General features: G+C 70.6%; 15 protein-coding genes. 8 read left to right on the forward strand and 7 right to left on the reverse strand.

Going from position 1 to position 17,279, the window contains the following annotated elements:
* Window positions 1-129: 129 nt before the first annotated feature.
* The 3 genes from ACWGIG_RS25110 to ACWGIG_RS25120 form a co-directional block, all read right to left on the reverse strand.
* Window positions 130-795 carry a DUF305 domain-containing protein gene (locus tag ACWGIG_RS25110; protein ID WP_453323919.1) on the reverse strand — a complete coding sequence of 222 codons (666 nt, stop codon included), beginning with the start codon at window positions 793-795 and terminating at the stop codon, window positions 130-132.
* Entirely contained in the window at window positions 792-1,469 is a 678-nt protein-coding gene (locus tag ACWGIG_RS25115; protein WP_453323920.1) for a DUF3105 domain-containing protein, read from the reverse strand. The genes ACWGIG_RS25110 and ACWGIG_RS25115 overlap by 4 nt, the downstream gene beginning before the upstream one ends.
* A gap of 73 nt (window positions 1,470-1,542) precedes the next feature.
* Complete coding sequence (locus ACWGIG_RS25120; protein WP_453323921.1) at window positions 1,543-1,914, reverse strand: hypothetical protein; 372 nt, start codon at window positions 1,912-1,914, stop codon at window positions 1,543-1,545.
* Between the two features lie 89 nt (window positions 1,915-2,003).
* Between ACWGIG_RS25120 and ACWGIG_RS25125 the strand changes: the two genes are divergently transcribed.
* From ACWGIG_RS25125 to ACWGIG_RS25140, 4 genes are all read left to right on the forward strand, one after another.
* Window positions 2,004-2,153, forward strand: a complete 150-nt coding sequence (locus tag ACWGIG_RS25125) for a hypothetical protein (protein WP_453323922.1) — start codon at window positions 2,004-2,006, stop codon at window positions 2,151-2,153.
* Between the two features lie 124 nt (window positions 2,154-2,277).
* Complete coding sequence (gene glnA / locus ACWGIG_RS25130; protein WP_453323923.1) at window positions 2,278-3,639, forward strand: type I glutamate--ammonia ligase; 1,362 nt, start codon at window positions 2,278-2,280, stop codon at window positions 3,637-3,639.
* Between the two features lie 101 nt (window positions 3,640-3,740).
* A complete protein-coding gene (locus tag ACWGIG_RS25135) occupies window positions 3,741-4,478 on the forward strand; it encodes an SAM-dependent methyltransferase (RefSeq protein WP_453323924.1) in 738 nt (245 codons plus the stop codon).
* A 62-nt stretch (window positions 4,479-4,540) separates the two neighbouring features.
* On the forward strand, window positions 4,541-5,002 hold the full coding sequence (locus ACWGIG_RS25140) for a DinB family protein (protein ID WP_453323932.1): 462 nt from the start codon (window positions 4,541-4,543) through the stop codon (window positions 5,000-5,002).
* Between the two features lie 122 nt (window positions 5,003-5,124).
* Here ACWGIG_RS25140 and ACWGIG_RS25145 read toward each other — a convergent pair whose 3' ends face one another.
* The 4 genes from ACWGIG_RS25145 to ACWGIG_RS25160 form a co-directional block, all read right to left on the reverse strand.
* Window positions 5,125-8,115, reverse strand: a complete 2,991-nt coding sequence (locus ACWGIG_RS25145) for a bifunctional [glutamine synthetase] adenylyltransferase/[glutamine synthetase]-adenylyl-L-tyrosine phosphorylase (protein WP_453323925.1) — start codon at window positions 8,113-8,115, stop codon at window positions 5,125-5,127.
* Window positions 8,116-8,378: 263 nt separating this feature from the next.
* Window positions 8,379-9,272: a phosphatase PAP2 family protein gene (locus ACWGIG_RS25150; protein WP_453323926.1), complete on the reverse strand. Its 894-nt coding sequence runs from the start codon at window positions 9,270-9,272 to the stop codon at window positions 8,379-8,381.
* Between the two features lie 74 nt (window positions 9,273-9,346).
* Window positions 9,347-10,366, reverse strand: coding sequence for a LacI family DNA-binding transcriptional regulator (locus ACWGIG_RS25155; RefSeq protein WP_453323927.1), 1,020 nt, complete (start codon window positions 10,364-10,366; stop codon window positions 9,347-9,349).
* A gap of 23 nt (window positions 10,367-10,389) precedes the next feature.
* The gene (locus ACWGIG_RS25160; protein ID WP_453323928.1) at window positions 10,390-12,024 is read right to left on the reverse strand and encodes a glycoside hydrolase family 13 protein; all 1,635 of its coding nucleotides are present in this window, start codon (window positions 12,022-12,024) and stop codon (window positions 10,390-10,392) included.
* A gap of 303 nt (window positions 12,025-12,327) precedes the next feature.
* Here ACWGIG_RS25160 and ACWGIG_RS25165 point away from each other — a divergent pair, with 303 nt between their 5' ends.
* The 4 genes from ACWGIG_RS25165 (at window position 12,328) to ACWGIG_RS25180 (ending at window position 17,239) form a co-directional block, all read left to right on the forward strand.
* Window positions 12,328-13,605: an extracellular solute-binding protein gene (locus tag ACWGIG_RS25165; protein WP_453323929.1), complete on the forward strand. Its 1,278-nt coding sequence runs from the start codon at window positions 12,328-12,330 to the stop codon at window positions 13,603-13,605.
* 9 nt (window positions 13,606-13,614) lie between these two features.
* The gene (locus ACWGIG_RS25170; protein ID WP_453323930.1) at window positions 13,615-14,643 is read left to right on the forward strand and encodes a carbohydrate ABC transporter permease; all 1,029 of its coding nucleotides are present in this window, start codon (window positions 13,615-13,617) and stop codon (window positions 14,641-14,643) included.
* Window positions 14,637-15,515, forward strand: coding sequence for a sugar ABC transporter permease (locus tag ACWGIG_RS25175; RefSeq protein WP_453323933.1), 879 nt, complete (start codon window positions 14,637-14,639; stop codon window positions 15,513-15,515). The genes ACWGIG_RS25170 and ACWGIG_RS25175 overlap by 7 nt, the downstream gene beginning before the upstream one ends.
* Window positions 15,516-15,577: 62 nt before the next feature.
* Window positions 15,578-17,239 (forward strand): glycoside hydrolase family 13 protein, encoded by a 1,662-nt coding sequence (locus tag ACWGIG_RS25180; RefSeq protein ID WP_453323931.1) that lies wholly within the window; start codon window positions 15,578-15,580, stop codon window positions 17,237-17,239.
* The last annotated feature ends 40 nt before the right edge of the window (window positions 17,240-17,279 follow it).

Raw genomic sequence — 17,279 nt, forward strand, 5'->3', positions numbered from 1 at the left:
GGGCAGGTGGGCCGCCCCGGTGCGGGTGGGTTGTTCGTGCGGGTGCGTCGTGGCCGGCCGCGCAGTTCCCCGCGCCCCTGGAGGGGCGCCCCCACATGGAGTGCACCCTTCCGCGACCGCACGCGCTCGCTACCGCCCTGCCCCCCTCTCCTTCAGCATCCCCTCCATCAGCTCCAGTTCCGCCTCCTGCGCATCCACCATTCCCTGCGCCAGCTCCCGTTCCGCCCCCACCGTGCAGAGCTTCGCGCAGCCCTGGGCCATCGTGACGCCGCCCTTGTGGTGGGCGGTCATCAGCCGCAGGTAGCGGACCTCCGCCGCCTTGCCTTCCGCCTCGCCCAGCGCCTTCAGCTCGGCCCGGGTGGCCATGCCCGGCATCAGGCCGTCCGGGCGGGCGCCGCCGTCGCCGCCCGCGTGGCCGGAGTGCGCACCCAGCCACTCCATCTGCGGCGCGTCCGGCGAGGCGATCTTCGGCAGGTCCCACAGGTCCAGCCAGCCCAGCAGCATGCCCCGCTGGTTGGCCTGCGTGTTGGCGATGTCGTACGCGAGACGCCGTACGTCCGCGTCCTTCGTCCGGTCCCGTACGACGAACGACATCTCCACCGCCTGCTGATGGTGCGCCGCCATGTCCCGCGCGAACCCGGCATCCGCCGAACCACCCTCAGGGGTCGCCGAGTTGACGTCCGAAGCCGCCGGAGAGTCCGGCTCCGCAGCCGCCCGCGTCACCGTCACCGCCCCCACCACCACCGCCAGCGCGAACACCACCGCTCCCACCGCACGCCACCACGAGCGGGTCACTCCTGCATGCCCCCGCCCATCACCGGAGCGCCGGAGTCGTCCAGCTTCACCCCGTTCGAGCACGCCGCGCCCGGCTCCGGGGTCTGCGGTCCCATCACGTACCGCGTGAAGAACTGGTTGACCCGCGGATCGTCCGCCCCGTCGACCGTGACCTGCTTGCCCCACGCGCTCAGCATGATGGACCCGGCCTGCTCCTGCACCGGGCTCATCAGCGAGTACTGCGTCTTCTTGACCTTCTCGGCCAGCTTGTCGAGGTCGGCCTTCGGGGCCTTGTCGTTGTACGTGACCCAGACCGCGCCGTGCTCCAGCGAGTGCACCGCGTTCATGCCGGGGACCGGCTTCTTGTAGACGTCGCCCTGGCAGTTCATCCACGCCTGGTGGTGGTCGCCGCCGACCGGCGGGGTCATCGGGTACGTGACCGGCTTGGTGACGTGGGTGCGGCCCAGCTTCTTCGCGTCCCAGACCTTCTCGTTCCTGATGGGGGCCTTGGCGTCGGCTATCAGGTCCTTCTTCTTGTCCGACTCCTTGGTGAAGACATACGCACCGAAGCCGATCAGACCGGCCAGGACTGCTCCGCCGACGCTGAACGCGACGATCTTGTTGCGGCGGTCGCGCGACTTCTCGGCGCGCCGCATCTCTGCTATCCGGGCCTTGCGGGAGGTGTCGACGGACATGCTGAACATCCTTATCGAGGAAGGGAGTTACGGGAATCCGTGCGCGCGGCGCTCGGTGCGCCAGAATCCGCCGCTACCTCCGCAGCACCATCAGTACGTACGGTCCCGGGGCCCGTGCCCGTGCCCCGTCGGTGCGCGGCACCCCCACCGCTTGGCCGCCGCCCTCGTGCCGCACCGGCAGCGCCACGGCGCCCGGCAGCGCGTCCGGCGGCGGAGCGGTCAGCACCGCGGGCGAGGCGTGCGGAAAGGCTCCGCAACCGCCTTGGTCGTACGGGCAGTCGTAGGCGGGCGACAGCGAGGAGGAGGTCTCGGCCCCCGCAGGGCTCAGGCAGACCAGCAGCGCGCCGAAAAGAGCCGCGACGGCGCACAGAAGTGCCACGCCTCGCCTGATGCGCGCGAGGCGCACGCTGGTGCCCCTGTTGCGGAAGTGCCGTGAGCCCTCCATGAGGCGCGATCGTAACCGCCGCCTCGCCGTACGTCATCAGCAGACCGGAAGCAGACCGGTAGAGCGGACCGCGAGCAGGCTTCCTCGGCGTGATCGGACTGCAGGTCGTGGACATGAAGGGCGGACCCAGGATCGGTGAGACGCTGAGCCTGTACGGACCGGCCGGCTTCCACCTCCAGGCGATCCCGGCGGCGGTGCTGCTGCGCACGGTGTACGTGGTCGGCCGCCCGCCGCAGTGAACCCGCCGCAGTGAGCAGGGGCGGTCCGCAATCTGCCCGAAACCGTGTGGTGGGATGCTGGGGAGCCCCCAGTGTGTCCCGAGGCGTGGGAGCAGGCGGCCTGACCAGCAAGAAGGAAGTGAAAATGGACAAGCAGCAGGAATTCGTGCTCCGTACGTTGGAGGAGCGGGACATCCGCTTCGTACGCCTGTGGTTCACCGATGTGCTCGGCTTCCTGAAGTCGGTCGCGGTGGCCCCCGCCGAGCTGGAGCAGGCCTTCGACGAGGGCATCGGCTTCGACGGATCCGCCATCGAGGGCTTCGCCCGGGTCTACGAGTCCGACATGATCGCCAAGCCGGACCCCGGCACCTTCCAGATCCTGCCCTGGCGGGCGGAGGCTCCCGGCACGGCGCGGATGTTCTGCGACATCCTCATGCCGGACGGCTCCCCGTCCTTCGCCGACCCCCGCTACGTACTGAAGCGCATCCTGGCGAAGACCTCGGACCTGGGCTTCACCTTCTACACCCACCCGGAGATCGAGTTCTTCCTCCTGAAGAACAAGCCGCTGGACGGCTCCAGCCCCACCCCCGCCGACAACTCCGGCTACTTCGACCACACCCCGCAGAACGTCGGCATGGACTTCCGCCGGCAGGCGATCACCATGCTCGAATCCATGGGCATCTCGGTGGAGTTCAGCCACCACGAGGGCGCACCGGGCCAGCAGGAGATCGACCTCCGTTACGCGGACGCGCTGTCGACGGCGGACAACATCATGACCTTCCGCCTGGTCATGAAGCAGGTGGCGCTGGAGCAGGGCGTCCAGGCCACCTTCATGCCGAAGCCGTTCTCGGAGTTCCCCGGCTCGGGCATGCACACGCACCTGTCGCTCTTCGAGGGCGACCGCAACGCCTTCTACGAGTCGGGCGCCGAGTACCAACTCTCCAAGGTGGGACGCTCGTTCATCGCCGGCCTGCTCAAGCACGCCGCGGAGATCTCCGCCGTCACCAACCAGTGGGTCAACTCCTACAAGCGCATCTGGGGCGGCTCGTCCCGCGCGGCGGGCGCGGGCGGCGAAGCCCCCTCGTACATCTGCTGGGGCCACAACAACCGCTCCGCCCTGATCCGCGTCCCGATGTACAAGCCCGGCAAGACGGGCTCGGCCCGGGTCGAGGTCCGCTCGATCGACTCCGGCGCCAACCCGTACCTCACCTACGCGGTCCTGCTCGCCGCGGGCCTCAAGGGCATCGAGGAGGGTTACGAACTCCCGGCGGGCGCCGACGACGACGTCTGGGCCCTCTCGGACGCCGAGCGCCGCGCGATGGGCATCGAGCCCCTCCCGCAGAACCTCGGCGAGGCCATCGCCCTGATGGAACGCAGCGAGCTGGTCGCCGAGACCCTCGGCGAGCACGTCTTCGACTTCTTCCTGCGCAACAAGAAGCAGGAGTGGGAGGAGTACCGCTCCGAGGTCACCGCCTTCGAGCTGCGCAAGAACCTGCCGGTGCTGTAGCAACGGCCCCTCCTGAGCGACCGCCTCTCCTGTCGCACCCGTTCACTCTGTGAGCCGAAAACACGGGTGCGACAGGGGTGCGTTGCTGAGACCCTGCCCGGATGGAACGTTCACGCAGGTCCCAACTGGCCCACGCGCACCACCCGATCGCCGCTCCCCTCGACGACGAATCCGTACGCCGGCTCATCGACCGGGCCGTCACCCGGGACGACGCACGCCTCCTCGACCTCGGCTGCGGTCAGGCGGAATGGCTGATCCGGGCGTTGGAAGCACACCCCGGGGCGACCGCGGTCGGCGTCGACATCGCCGGGAACGCACTGGCGCAGGCGCGGGCGCAGGCCGACGCGCGGGGAGTCGGTGACCGGCTCGAACTCCACCAGGCGTCCGCCGCGGACCTCACCGCCGACCGGCCCTTCGACGTCGTGATCAGCGTCGGCGCCACGCACGCGTTCGGCGGGCTCCTCAGCACCCTCGCCGCCGCGCGCGAGCACCTCGCACCCGGCGGAGCCGTGCTCGTCGGCGACGCGTACTGGCTCACCGGGCCCAGCCCCGAGGCCGTCGAGATGCTCGGCGAGTACGAGGACCTGGCCACGACGGTGGAGAACATCGCCGCCGACGGCTGGGTCCCGGTCTACGGCCACCTCAGCACCCGCCACGAGCTCGACGACTACGAGTGGCACTGGACGGGATCGCTCGCCGAATGGGCCGTGGACCACCCCGAGGACCCCGACAGCGCGGCAGCCCTCGAATCCTCCGCCGCCCACCGCACCGAATGGCTGCGCGGCTACCGTGACAGCTTCGGCTTCCACACCCTCGTACTGCGTCCGACGAAGGGCTGAACACCCCCGTGAACATCGCCGACGACCGTCCCGAGCCGCCCAAGCGCGGCACCGAACGCGAAATGCTGCGCGCCTACCTCGACTTCCACCGCGCCACCCTCGCCATGAAGTGCCGGGGGCTGAGCGACGAGGAGCTGCGTCAGCAGTCGATGCCGCCGTCGACGCTGTCGCTGCTGGGTCTCGTACGGCACATGGGAGAGGTCGAGAGGACCTGGTTCCGGCGCGTCGTCGACCAGGAGAAGGACATTCCGCACCTCTGGTCCGACAAGGGCGACTACCAGGAGGCGTACGACGCGAGTGCGGCCACGCGCGGCGAGGCGTTCGCCGCCTGGGAGGCGGAGGTGGAGCACTCCCGGCGCATCGAGCGGGAGGCGGAGTCGCTGGACGTGTACGGCCACTTCGCGCGGTGGGGCGAGGACGTGTCACTGAGGTGGGTCATGCTGCACCTGATCCACGAGTACGCACGCCACAACGGCCACGCGGACTTCCTGCGGGAAGGCGTGGACGGGGTGGTGGGGGTGTAAGCCCAGGGGGCCGGCAGGGCTGGGGGCTGTATTTGGGGGCGCGGGGCAGTATCGATGTGCGGCTCCGCCGCGTGGGCGCGACCGGCCACAACGAACCCGCACGACGCCCACCGGCCCACTCGCTACGCCCCGTAGAACCGCTCCTCCATGACCCCCCGCGCCCGCCGCGTGATCCGCCGGTAGTCGTCCAGCATGTCGCCGACATGACCCGTCTCGTAGCCCAAGTAGCGGCCCATGGCGGCCAGTTCGCGGCCGTCGGAGGGGAAGGTGTCCCCGGCGCGGCCCCGCACCAGCATCACGCCGTTGCGCACCCGGGACGCCAGGACCCAGGCCTCGTCGAGGATCTGGGCCTCCTCGGTCGGGATGAGTCCGGCCGCGTGGGCCGCCGCCAGGGCTTCTCGCGTGCGGGGGGTGCGCAGGCCAGGCTCCGCCCAGCCGTGCTGCATCTGCATCAGCTGGACCGTCCACTCGACGTCGCTCAGGCCGCCGCGCCCCAGCTTCGTGTGGAGCGTCGGATCGGCGCCGCGCGGCATCCGCTCCGACTCCATGCGGGCCTTCAGCCGACGGATCTCGCGGACCGCGTCCTCGCCCAGGCCCTCCATCGGGTAGCGGAGCGGGTCGACCAGCTCGATGAAGCGGCGGCCCAGCTCCGGGTCGCCCGCCATCGGTTCGGCGCGCAGCAGGGCCTGGCTCTCCCAGACCAGGGACCACCGCCGGTAGTACGCCTCGTACGACTTCAGGGAACGGACCAGCGGGCCGCTCTTGCCCTCCGGGCGCAGATCCGCGTCGATCATCAACGGCGGGTCCGCGGTGGGGAGTTGGAGGAGTCGCCGCATCTCGGTAACGACCTTGTTGGCAGCCTTCGCCGCCTCCTGCTCGTCGACGCCCTCGCGCGGCTCGTGGACGAAAAGGACGTCCGCGTCCGACCCGTAACCCAGCTCGTGGCCGCCGAAGCGGCCCATGCCGATGACGGCGAAACGCGTCGGCAGCTCGTCGCCCCACTGCGCCCGCACCGCCGCCCGCAGCGCGCCCGCGAGGGTCGCCGCGTTGAGGGCGGTCAGGGCCCCGCCGACCCGGTCGACGAGAGCGCCCGGGTCGGATTCGGCGGGACTGTCCTCCGTACCGTACGAGCCGATGATGTCGGCGGCGGTGGTACGGAACAGCTCCCGGCGGCGCACCCCGCGCGCCGCCGCGACGGCCGCCTCTGCGCCGTCCGCGCGGCCCACCGCGGCCAGCACCTCCTGCTCCAGGTGCTCACGGGTGCGCGGATGGAGGCCCTTGGGGTCGCCGAGGATGGCGACGGCCTCGGGGGCGCGCAGGAGGAGGTCGGGGGCGAGGCGGCCGGCGGAGAGGACCCGTGCCAGGTTCTCCGCCGCCGCGCCCTCGTCGCGCAGCAGCCGCAGGTACCAGGGGGTCTTGCCCAGGGCGTCCGACACCTTGCGGAAGCCGAGCAGCCCGGCGTCCGGGTCCGCCGAGTCCGCGAACCAGCCGAGCAGCACGGGCAGCAGGGTGCGCTGGATGGCGGCCTTGCGGGTCACGCCGGACGACAGGGCCTCCAGATGGCGCAGGGCGCCGACCGGGTCCGCGTACCCGAGCGCCTGGAGCCGCTGCCCCGCGGCCCGCGGGCTCAGCCGGGTCTCACCGGGGGCGAGCCCGGCGACGGCGTCGAGCAGCGGCCGGTAGAACAGCTTCTCGTGCAGCCGGCGCACGACGGCCGCGTGCCGCCGCCACACCTGCTGGAGCTCGGTGACGGGCTCCCCGCGCAGCCCCAGCGAACGCCCGAGGCGCCGCAGGTCCGCCTCGTCCTCGGGCACGAGGTGGGTGCGCCGCAGCCGGTAGAGCTGGATCCGGTGCTCCATCTGCCGCAGGAACCGGTACGCCGCGTCGAGCTGCGCGGCGTCCGCCCGCCCCACGTACCCTCCGGCGGCCAGCGCCTGCAGTGCCTCCAGCGTCGAACCGCTGTGCAGCGACGCATCGCTGCGCCCGTGCACCAGCTGGAGCAGCTGTACGGCGAACTCGACGTCGCGCAGCCCGCCGGGCCCGAGCTTCAGCTCCCGCTCGACCTGCCCCGCCGGGATGTTGTCGACGACCCGGCGGCGCATCTTCTGCACGTCGGGGACGAAGTTCTCGCGCTCCGCGGCCTGCCACACCATGGGGGACAGCGCCTCGACGTACTCCTCGCCCAGCGCGAGGTCACCGGCCACCGGGCGGGCCTTGAGCAGCGCCTGGAACTCCCAGGTCTTCGCCCAGCGCTGGTAGTACGCGACATGGCTGGAGAGGGTGCGCACCAGGGGCCCGTTGCGGCCCTCGGGGCGGAGATTGGCGTCCACCGGCCAGATGGTGCCCTCGACGGTGGTCTCCGAACAGATCCGCATGAGGTGCGAGGCGAGCCGGGTCGCGGCCCGCATCGCCTCGGTCTCGTCGACGCCGTCCAGCGCGGCCCCGACGAAGATCACGTCCACGTCGGAGACGTAGTTCAGCTCGTGACCGCCGCACTTGCCCATCGCGATCACCGCGAGACGGCACATCGCGTCGTCCTTCGGCGCGGCGCTGCGGGCGATCGCGAGAGCGGCCCTGAGCGTGGCCGTCGCGAGGTCGGCGAGCTCGGCGGCGGTCTCCGCGACGTCCGTCGTCCCGCACACGTCACGCGCCGCTATCGTCAGCAGGCACTGCCGGTAGGCCACCCGCAGCGCGTCCTGGTCGTCGGCGGCGGCGAGCCCGTGCTCGAACTCCGCCACCCCGGGGTGCAGGTCCGTCGCCTCGTACCTGAGCAGGGTGTGCCAGTCGGAGGGGTGCCGGGCGAGATGGTCGGCGAGGGCCTCGGAGGTGCCGAGGACGCCGAGCAGCCGGTCCCGCAGGGGCTTCGCGGCGACGAGGGTACGGAGGAAGTCCTGGCGGACGTCCTCGCTCGGCTGGGCCTCGGCGAGCCGTACGAGACCGCGCAGCGCGAGATCAGGATCGGCGGTCGCGCCGAGGGCGTCGAGCAGCACCGGATCGTGCCGCACGAGGGCGAGGGCCTCGTCGTCGAGGAGCCGCTCGGAGGCGGAGGGGTCGGTGAAACCGTGCCGGATGAGGCGCGTGAAGGTGCTGCTGCGGCGTCCGGGCGCGGCCATCGGATTCCCTGCCTTTTGCTTGGCACTGGCGGTGCGGGGTCTGTGGGTCCGAGCCTATGCCGTGGGGCAGCGCCGAGCGCGTGCGGTCGGGGAGGGGCGCGCTCCGCGTAGGGGCCGCCACCTTGCCCACCCGTCCCGCCCCCGGGGGGCGGCCCCGCTGCCCAAGGTGGCTAGGGGGGCGGGGGCAGGCATTTAGGGGGGCGCGGGGAACTGCGCGGCCGGCCACGACGTGCCCGCACCGTGACCACCCGCCCCCGGAAGGGTTATGCCCGCGCAGGCAGAAGGCGGTCGGGCCCCGCGCCGGAGACCAGCTTCGGCAGCCGGTGCGGCAGCGACCCGTACCAGGCGTAGGCGACCGCGTACCCGAAGGAGAGGCAGAGCAGTCCGCCCACCGCGTCCAGCCAGAAGTGGTTGGCCGTCGCGACGATCACGACCAGCGTGAGGGTCGGGTACAGCAGCCCGAGGATCCGGGCCCACGGCGCCGAAGCCAGGAAGAAGATCGTCAGCCCGCACCACGTCGACCACCCGATGTGCATCGAAGGCATCGCCGCGTACTGGTTCGACATGTGCTTGAGGTCGCCCGACGCCATCGACCCCCACGTGTGGTGGACCAGCACGGTGTCGACGAAGCCGCCGCCGTTCATCAGCCGGGGCGGTGCCAGCGGGTACAGGTAGTAGCCGACCAGTGCGACACCGGTCGTGGCGAACAGGATCGTCCGCGCCGCCGCGTAACGCCCGGGCTGCCACCGGAACAGCCACACCAGCACGCCGATCGTCACGATGAAGTGCAACGTCGCGTAGTAGTAGTTCATCGACACGATGAGCCAGGTCACCGAGTCGACCGCATGGTTGATCGTCTTCTCGACGGCGATCCCGAGGTCGTTCTCGACCTTCCAGATCCAGTCGGCGTTGGCGAGCGCCTTGGCCTTCTGCTCGGGGACCGCGTTGCGGATCATCGAGTAGATCCAGTAGCTGAACACGATCAGCAGGAGCTCGAACCAGATGCGGGGGCGGCGCGGCGACCTGATGCGTGCCACGACGGAGCCGACCGTGCGGCGGGCCTTGGGGGCCGGATCCTCGGTCACCTTGGGTGACGGGATGGTTGCCCTCTGGCCTGCCGCCCGGCCTGCCTCGGTTCTCGTGGTCGCTTCACCCATGGAAGACGAGTCTGCCAGACGGCAGCCCCGTACCGATCATCCTCCGGTGGGTTCCGGCCCGCTCCGCGTACGACTCAAGGACGAGGTCCTGAGGCGGTTGACCCGCGCACCACGAGCTCCGGCATGAACACGAATTCGCTGTGCGGGGCGGGGGTCCCGCCGACCTCCTCCAGCAGCGCGCGGACGGCCGCCTGCCCCATCGCGGTCACCGGCTTGCGGATGGTCGTCAGCGGCGGATCGGTGAAAGCTATGAGCGGCGAGTCGTCGAACCCGACCACCGACACGTCACGCGGTACGTCCAGACCCAGGCGCCGCGCCGCCCGTATCGCGCCGAGCGCCATCATGTCGCTCGCGCAGACGATCGCCGTGCAGCCCCGCTCGATGAGCGCGGAGGCCGCCGCCTGCCCGCCCTCCAGCGTGTAGAGGGAGTGCTGGATCAGCTCCTCCGTCTCCTCGGCCGACAGGCCGAGACGCTCCTGCATGCTGCTGCGGAAGCCCTCGATCTTGCGCAGTACGGGCACGAACCGCTTCGGTCCGACGGCCAGACCGATCCGGGTGTGGCCCAGCGCCGCCAGGTGCGTCACCGCGAGCCGCATCGCCGCCCGGTCGTCCGGCGAGATGAAAGGGGCCAGCACCTTCGGCGAGAAACCGTCGACGAGTACGAAGGGGACGCCCTGCGCGCGCAACTGCTCGTACCGCTGCATGTCGGCCGTGGTGTCGGCGTGCAGTCCGGAGACGAAGATGATGCCGGAGACGCCGCGCGCGACGAGCATTTCGGTCAGCTCGTCCTCGGTGGAGCCGCCGGGGGTCTGGGTGGCGAGTACCGGTGTGTAGCCCTGGCGGGTCAGCGCCTGCCCTATGACCTGGGCGAGCGCCGGAAAGATGGGGTTCTCCAGCTCGGGGGTTATGAGCCCGACGAGACCCGCGCTGAGGCGGCGCAGCCGGACCGGGCGCTCGTACCCGAGGACGTCGAGTGCGGCGAGTACGGATTCGCGGGTGGCCGAGGCAACACCCGGTTTGCCGTTCAGGACCCGGCTGACCGTCGCTTCGCTGACCCCCGCCTGGGCTGCGATGTCGGCTAGCCGTGCGGTCATGGATGAGGACCTTACCGGGCGGCTCATCCGATTGCCCACCAAGTGCAGGTATCGGCCGGAAGGGTGACGCTCCCCCCGTCGGCGGCCAGGTCCGCGGAGGTGGCCAGCAGCCTTCCCGGGGTGGGGAGTTCGACGGGTTCGGCGCCCGCGTTGAGGACGCAGCGGAAGCCGGGGCGTACGAAATCGAGTACCCCGTCCGCCGGGGACGGGAGCCACTCCATGCCGCCGTCGCCCAGGCCCGGCTGTTGCCTGCGGACCGCCAGCGCCCTGCGGTAGAGCTCCAGCGTCGAACCCGCGTCGCCGGTCTGCGCCGCCACGCTCAGCGCCTTCCAGCCGTCCGGCTGCGGAAGCCAGCTGCCGGATTCCCCGCTGTGACTCCGGTCGCCGCCGCCGGTGCCGAAGCCGTACGGTGCCCGGTCGCCGTCCCACGGGATCGGCACGCGGCACCCGTCGCGCAGCCCGTCCTGGCCGTCGGTGCGGAAGAAGGAGGGGTCCTGGCGGGCCTCGTCGGGCAGGTCCACCACCTCGGGCAGGCCCAGCTCCTCGCCCTGGTAGAGGTACGCGGAACCCGGCAGCGCCAGCATCAGCAGGGCCGCGGCGCGGGCCCGCCGCAGCCCCTTGCCGTAGTCGTCCGCCCCGTACCGCGTCAGGTGGCGCACCACGTCGTGGTTGGAGAGCACCCAGGTCGTGGGGGCACCTGCCGAACCGGCGGCGGCGAGCGACGCCTCGACGACCGCCCGCATCTTCGTCGCGTCCCAGGGGCAGGTGAGGAACTGGAAGTTGAAGGCCTGGTGCAGCTCGTCGGGGCGCACGTAGAGCGCGAGCCGCTCGGGGGACGGCGCCCACGCCTCGGCGACACCGATCCGCTCCCCTTCGTACGAGTCGAGCAGCCGCCGCCACCCGCGGTGGATGGCGTGCACCCCGTCCTGGTCGAAGAACGGAAGGACCTGTGAGCCGATCATCTTCGCCTGCTCGCGCGCCCCGATGTCGGGCATCCCGGCGGCCTTGACCATGCCGTGCGCGACGTCGACGCGGAACCCGTCGACGCCCCGGTCCAGCCAGAACCGCAGGATCGAGTCGAACTCGGCGTGCACGGCCGGGTTCTCCCAGTTGAGGTCGGGCTGCTGCGGGGCGAAGAGATGGAGGTACCAGGAGCCGTCCGCGACCCGCGTCCAGGCGGGGCCGCCGAACACCGACTCCCAGTCGTTGGGCGGGAGTTCACCGCCCGCGCCGCGCCCTTCCCGGAAGTGGTAGAGGTCCCGCTCCGGGCCGCCGGCCAGCGCCGCACGGAACCAATCGTGCTGGTCGGAGGTGTGGTTGGGGACCACGTCCATGATGACGCGCAGGCCCGAGCCATGGGCGCTGTCGATGAGTTGGGTGGCGTCGTCCAGCGTCCCGAAGAGCGGATCGACCGCCCGGTAGTCGGCCACGTCGTAGCCGCCGTCCGCCTGCGGCGAGGCGTAGAACGGGGTCAGCCACACCGCGTCCACGCCCAGCCCCGCCAGATGCGGCAGGCGCGCGCGGATGCCGGGCAGATCCCCGACGCCGTCCCCGTTGCCGTCGGCGAAGGACCGGACGTACACCTGATAGATGACGGCATCGCGCCACCACCGCGAGGCGACGGGGCGAGGGTCGGTGCGGGGCTGCGTGGGGCTCATGGGACTGCTCGCTCTCGTACGGGCGCCGGTGTCGGCAACTACGGGATCAACGCCGGTACTCCCCGAAAGTAACAGCCTTGCAAGTTCTTGCGAACGGTGTGACGGGCCTCCCCGACCGGCCTCCACCCCCGCCCCGACCAGCCCAGGGGCGGGTCCTGCGGCAATCCCCAGGACACGTGGATGTAACGATCCACCCCCCTTGCAGAAATTTCCCGCAAACTCTTTCGGACTTCTTTCAGGCTTGTTACGTTCCTCCACGACCCGGCGCCGCGACGGAGCGGTACGGCAGTTGAAGGAGTTCAGATGCGACGTGGCATAGCAGCCACCGCCCTGGTCGCGACCCTGGCGCTCGCGGCGACGGCCTGCGGCGGCGACAGTGACGGCGGCTCGGGCAAGAGCTCGGGCGGCGGCGAACTGGCCGGCGAGGTCACCTGGTGGGACACCTCCACGGTCGGCAGCGAGGACAAGGTCTTCAAGAAGATCGCCGCCGACTTCACCAAGAAGCACCCCAAGGTCACCGTCAAGTACGTCAACGTGCCCTTCGGTGACGCGCAGAACAAGTTCAAGAACGCCGCGCAGGCGGGCTCCGGCGCCCCCGACGTGATCCGCTCCGAGGTCGCCTGGACCCCCGACTTCGCGGACCTCGGCTACCTGGCCCCGCTGGACGGCACCACCGCCCTGAAGAACGCGGGCGACTTCCTCCCGCAGGCCGCGGCCTCCACGAAGTACAAGGACAAGACCTACGCCGTCCCGCAGGTCATCGACTCGATGGGCATCTTCTACAACAAGAAGATGCTGAAGGACGCGGGCGTCGAGGTTCCGAAGAACATCGCCGAGCTGAAGACCGCCGCGAAGAAGATCAAGGAGAAGTCCGGCAAGACCGGCCTCTACCTGCGCGGCGACGACGCGTACTACTTCCTGTCCTTCCTGTACGGCGAGGGCGGCGACCTGGTCGACGCCAAGACGAAGACCGTCACCGTCGACAACGCGGCCGGCGTCAAGGCCATGAGCGTCGTCAAGGACCTGGTCGCCTCGGGCACCGCCAAGACGGACGCCACCGACGGCTACGAGAACCAGCAGAAGGCCTTCAAGGCCGGCGACGTCGCGATGATGATCAACGGTCCGTGGGCGCTCGCCGACACCTACACCGGCGACCAGTTCAAGGACAAGGCCAACCTGGGCATCGCCCCGGTCCCGGCCGGTTCGGTGAAGCAGGGCGCCCCGCAGGGCGGCCACAACCTCGCCGTCTACGCGGGCTCCAAGAACCTCGACGCCTCGTACGCCTTCGTCGATTACATGTCCTCGCCCGAGGTCCAGGCCCAGGTCACCAAGGAGCTCAACCTCCTGCCGACCCGCACCTCGGTCTACTCCCAGCCCGACGTCGCCAAGAACGAGATCGTGGGCTTCTTCAAGCCGGTCGTCGAGAAGGCCGTCGAGCGCCCCTGGATCCCGGAGACCGGCAGCCTGTTCGCCCCGCTGGTCACCGAGTACACCAAGGTCCTCACCGGTCAGACCGCCCCGGACGCGGGCGTGAAGACCACGGGTGAGGCGTACCGCAAGCTGCTCAAGGGCTGGAAGTAGGAATCACTGATGGCTGCCGCCGACACCGGCCGGCCTCTGGTGAAGGCCGCGGGCGAGGACCTCGCCCGCGGCCGGAGCCGCGGCACCGGCCCCCACGAGACGGGCAGGCCGCCGGGCAGGTTCCGCCGGTCGCTCTCGACACACTGGTACGCCTGGACGATGGTCGCCCCCGTGGTGGTCGTCATCGGCGTCATCATCGGATACCCGCTGGTCCGCGGCATCTACCTGTCGCTGACCAACGCCAACGAGCGCAACGTCGAGCGGTCCATCGGCGTCAACCACCTGCCCGCGACGTACGAGTTCGTCGGCCTGGACAACTACGTCGACGCCCTCACCGGCAGCCAGTTCCTCGCCACCCTCGGCTGGACCGTCCTGTGGACCGTCGCCTGCGTCTCGATCACCTTCGCGCTCGGCATGGGCCTGGCCAACATGCTGAACCGCAGAATCGCGGGCCGCGGCTTCTACCGGATGATGCTCGTCCTGCCCTGGGCGGTCCCCGGCTTCGTGTCCGTCTTCGCCTGGCGGTTCCTCTACAACCAGGACAACGGGCTCCTCAACAAGATCCTCGCGGGCGGCGGCATCGACGCCGTGCCGTGGCTGAACGACCCGACCTGGGCGAAGTTCGCCGTGATCAGCGTCAACGTCTGGCTCGGCATCCCGTTCATGATGGTCGCCCTCCTCGGCGGACTGCAGTCCATCCCCGGCGAGCTGTACGAGGCCGCGGAGATGGACGGCGCGAGCGCCTGGCAGCGCTTCCGGCACATCACGATGCCCGGCCTGCGCCCGGTGAGCACGACGGTGATCCTGCTCTCCACCATCTGGACCTTCAACATGTTCCCGGTGATCTTCCTGCTGACCCGGGGCGGACCCGGCGAGGCGACGCAGATCCTCGTCACCCAGGCGTACAAGTTCTCCTTCGAGATCAGCCCGCGCGACTTCGCGCAGTCCTCCACCTGGGGCGTGCTGATCCTGATCCTTCTGATGCTCTTCGCCGCGGTCTACCGGCGAGTCCTCCGCAAGCAGGGAGATGTCTGGTGACCACCGAGACCATCCTCAGTACGGGTCAGTCCGCCAACGTCCAGATCCGCGAACGACGTTCGCCGCTCGCCTCGTTCGGCCTGCACGCCACGCTCGTGGTCGCGTCGGTCGTCGCCGTCTTCCCGGTGCTGTGGGTCCTGCTGACCTCGCTCAAGCCGGCGAAGTACGCGACCACCACCGACTTCGTCCGCGAGACGACGCTCGGCAACTACACCGGCCTGCTCAGCGACACCCCGTTCCTGACGTGGTTCGGCAACTCGCTGCTCATCGCCGGGCTCTCGACCGTCATCGGCGTCTTCGTCTCCGCGACCACCGGGTACGCGGTGAGCCGCTTCCGGTTCCCCGGCAAGCGCGGCCTGATGTGGACGCTGCTGATCACCCAGATGTTCCCGGTCGCCGTCCTGATCGTGCCGATCTACAACATCATGGCGAAGCTGGGTCTGCTCAACCAGCCGATCGGCCTGGTCATCACCTACCTGACCATCTCGGTCCCGTTCTGCGCCTGGATGATGAAGGGCTTCTTCGACGGCATCCCGCGCGAGCTCGACGAGTCCGGGCAGGTCGACGGACTCACCCCGTTCGGCACCTTCTGGCGGCTCATCCTGCCGCTCGCCAAGCCGGGTCTCGCGGTCACCGCCTTCTACTCCTTCATCACCGCGTGGGGCGAAGTCGCGTACGCCTCCGCCTTCCTGGTCGGCGACGAGAACATGACCCTGGCCGGCGGACTCCAGAAGTTCGTCAACCAGTACAGCAGCCAGTGGGGTCCGATGGCCGCCGCGTCGGTGCTGATCGCCATCCCGGCCGCGCTCGTCTTCGTCTTCGTGCAGCGCCACCTGGTGGCGGGCATGACCGCAGGCGCGACCAAGGGCTGACCCCCTCCTTCACGTACGTACGTCCTCACCCCGGACGCCCACCCCACACCCCCAGGGACGACATGACCCAGCACCTCGCTGCCCCTGCCCCGACTCACGTCTCCACCGAATGGTGGCGGAACGCGGTGATCTACCAGGTCTACCCGCGCAGCTTCGCCGACGGGAACGGCGATGGCATGGGCGACCTGGCCGGCGTCCGCAGCCGCCTCCCGTACCTGCGCGACCTGGGTGTGGACGCCGTCTGGCTGAGCCCGTTCTACGCGTCCCCGCAGGCCGACGCCGGGTACGACGTGGCCGACTACCGGGCCATCGACCCCATGTTCGGTACGTTGCTGGACGCCGACGGTCTGATCCGCGACGCGCACGCGCTGGGCCTGCGCGTCATCACGGACCTGGTCCCCAACCACTCCTCCGACCAGCACGAGTGGTTCAAGCGCGCCCTCGCCGAAGGCCCCGGCTCGGCCCTGCGCGACCGCTACCACTTCGTCCCTGGCAAGGGTGCGGACGGCGAACTCCCCCCGAACGACTGGGAGTCGCTCTTCGGCGGTCCCGCCTGGACCCGTACCACCAACCCCGACGGCACGGACGGCGACTGGTACCTGCACATTTTCGCCCCCGAGCAGCCCGACTTCAACTGGGAGCACCCGGCCGTCGCCGACGAGTTCCGCTCGATCCTGCGGTTCTGGCTGGACATGGGCGTCGACGGCTTCCGCATCGACGTCGCGCACGGCCTGGTCAAGGCGGAGGGCCTGCCCGACCTCGGCAGCCACGACCAGCTGAGGCTCCTCGGCAACGACGTCATGCCGTTCTTCGACCAGGACGGGGTGCACGCCATCTACCGCGCCTGGCGGCAGATCCTCGACGAGTACCCGGGGGAGAGGATCGGCGTCGCCGAGGCCTGGACCCCGACCCTGGAGCGCACCGCGAACTACGTCCGCCCCGACGAACTGCACCAGGCCTTCAACTTCCAGTACCTGGGCACCCATTGGGACGCCGAAGCCCTCCGCGAGGTCATCGACACCTCGCTCGCCGCGATGCGCCCCGTCGACGCCCCGGCCACCTGGGTCCTCTCCAACCACGACGTCACCCGCCACACCACCCGCTTCGCCAACCCGGCAGGCCTCGGCACCCAGATCCGCACCGCGGGCGACCCGGAACTCGGCCTGCGCCGGGCCCGCGCCGCCACCCTCCTGATGCTCTCCCTCCCCGGCTCGGCGTACGTCTACCAGGGCGAGGAGCTCGGCCTCCCCGACGTCACGGACCTCCCGGACGAGGCCCGCCAGGACCCGTCCTTCTTCCGCGCGGACGGCCAGGACGGCTACCGCGACGGCTGCCGGGTCCCGATCCCGTGGACCGTGGAGGGTTCTTCGTACGGTTTCGGCTCGGGCGGCAGCTGGCTCCCGCAGCCCTCCTCCTGGGCGGGCCTGTCGGTGGAGGCCCAGACCGGCGACCCGCACTCCACCCTGGAGCTCTACCGCTCGGCGCTGGCCGTCCGCCGCGACCACGCGGGCCTCGGCGCGGGCACGGACGTCACCTGGCTGCCCGACGCCCCGGCCGGCGTCCTCGCCTTCGCCCGCGAGGGATTCGTCTGCACCGCGAACACCACGGGCGCGCCGGTACGGATGGCGGTCCCCGGCCGCGTACTCCTCGCCAGCGCCGAAGTGGCCGTGGACGGAGCGGAGTTCGACCTGCCCGCCGACACCACCGTCTGGTGGGCCGTGTGACCGTTCCCGCGCCTCGGGGCGGCGGGGGGAACACCACCCC

Source organism: Streptomyces sp. NPDC054863 (genome assembly GCF_053610825.1).

Coding starts and splice junctions, on each gene's coding strand:
- ACWGIG_RS25115 (WP_453323920.1), bottom strand. CDS start 1,469: ATGTCCGTCGACACCTCCCGCAAGGCCCGGATAGCAGAGATGCGGCGC.
- ACWGIG_RS25120 (WP_453323921.1), bottom strand. CDS start 1,914: ATGGAGGGCTCACGGCACTTCCGCAACAGGGGCACCAGCGTGCGCCTC.
- glnA (WP_453323923.1), top strand. CDS start 2,278: ATGGACAAGCAGCAGGAATTCGTGCTCCGTACGTTGGAGGAGCGGGAC.
- ACWGIG_RS25135 (WP_453323924.1), top strand. CDS start 3,741: ATGGAACGTTCACGCAGGTCCCAACTGGCCCACGCGCACCACCCGATC.
- ACWGIG_RS25140 (WP_453323932.1), top strand. CDS start 4,541: ATGCTGCGCGCCTACCTCGACTTCCACCGCGCCACCCTCGCCATGAAG.
- ACWGIG_RS25145 (WP_453323925.1), bottom strand. CDS start 8,115: ATGGCCGCGCCCGGACGCCGCAGCAGCACCTTCACGCGCCTCATCCGG.
- ACWGIG_RS25150 (WP_453323926.1), bottom strand. CDS start 9,272: ATGGGTGAAGCGACCACGAGAACCGAGGCAGGCCGGGCGGCAGGCCAG.
- ACWGIG_RS25155 (WP_453323927.1), bottom strand. CDS start 10,366: ATGACCGCACGGCTAGCCGACATCGCAGCCCAGGCGGGGGTCAGCGAA.
- ACWGIG_RS25160 (WP_453323928.1), bottom strand. CDS start 12,024: ATGAGCCCCACGCAGCCCCGCACCGACCCTCGCCCCGTCGCCTCGCGG.
- ACWGIG_RS25165 (WP_453323929.1), top strand. CDS start 12,328: ATGCGACGTGGCATAGCAGCCACCGCCCTGGTCGCGACCCTGGCGCTC.
- ACWGIG_RS25170 (WP_453323930.1), top strand. CDS start 13,615: ATGGCTGCCGCCGACACCGGCCGGCCTCTGGTGAAGGCCGCGGGCGAG.
- ACWGIG_RS25180 (WP_453323931.1), top strand. CDS start 15,578: ATGACCCAGCACCTCGCTGCCCCTGCCCCGACTCACGTCTCCACCGAA.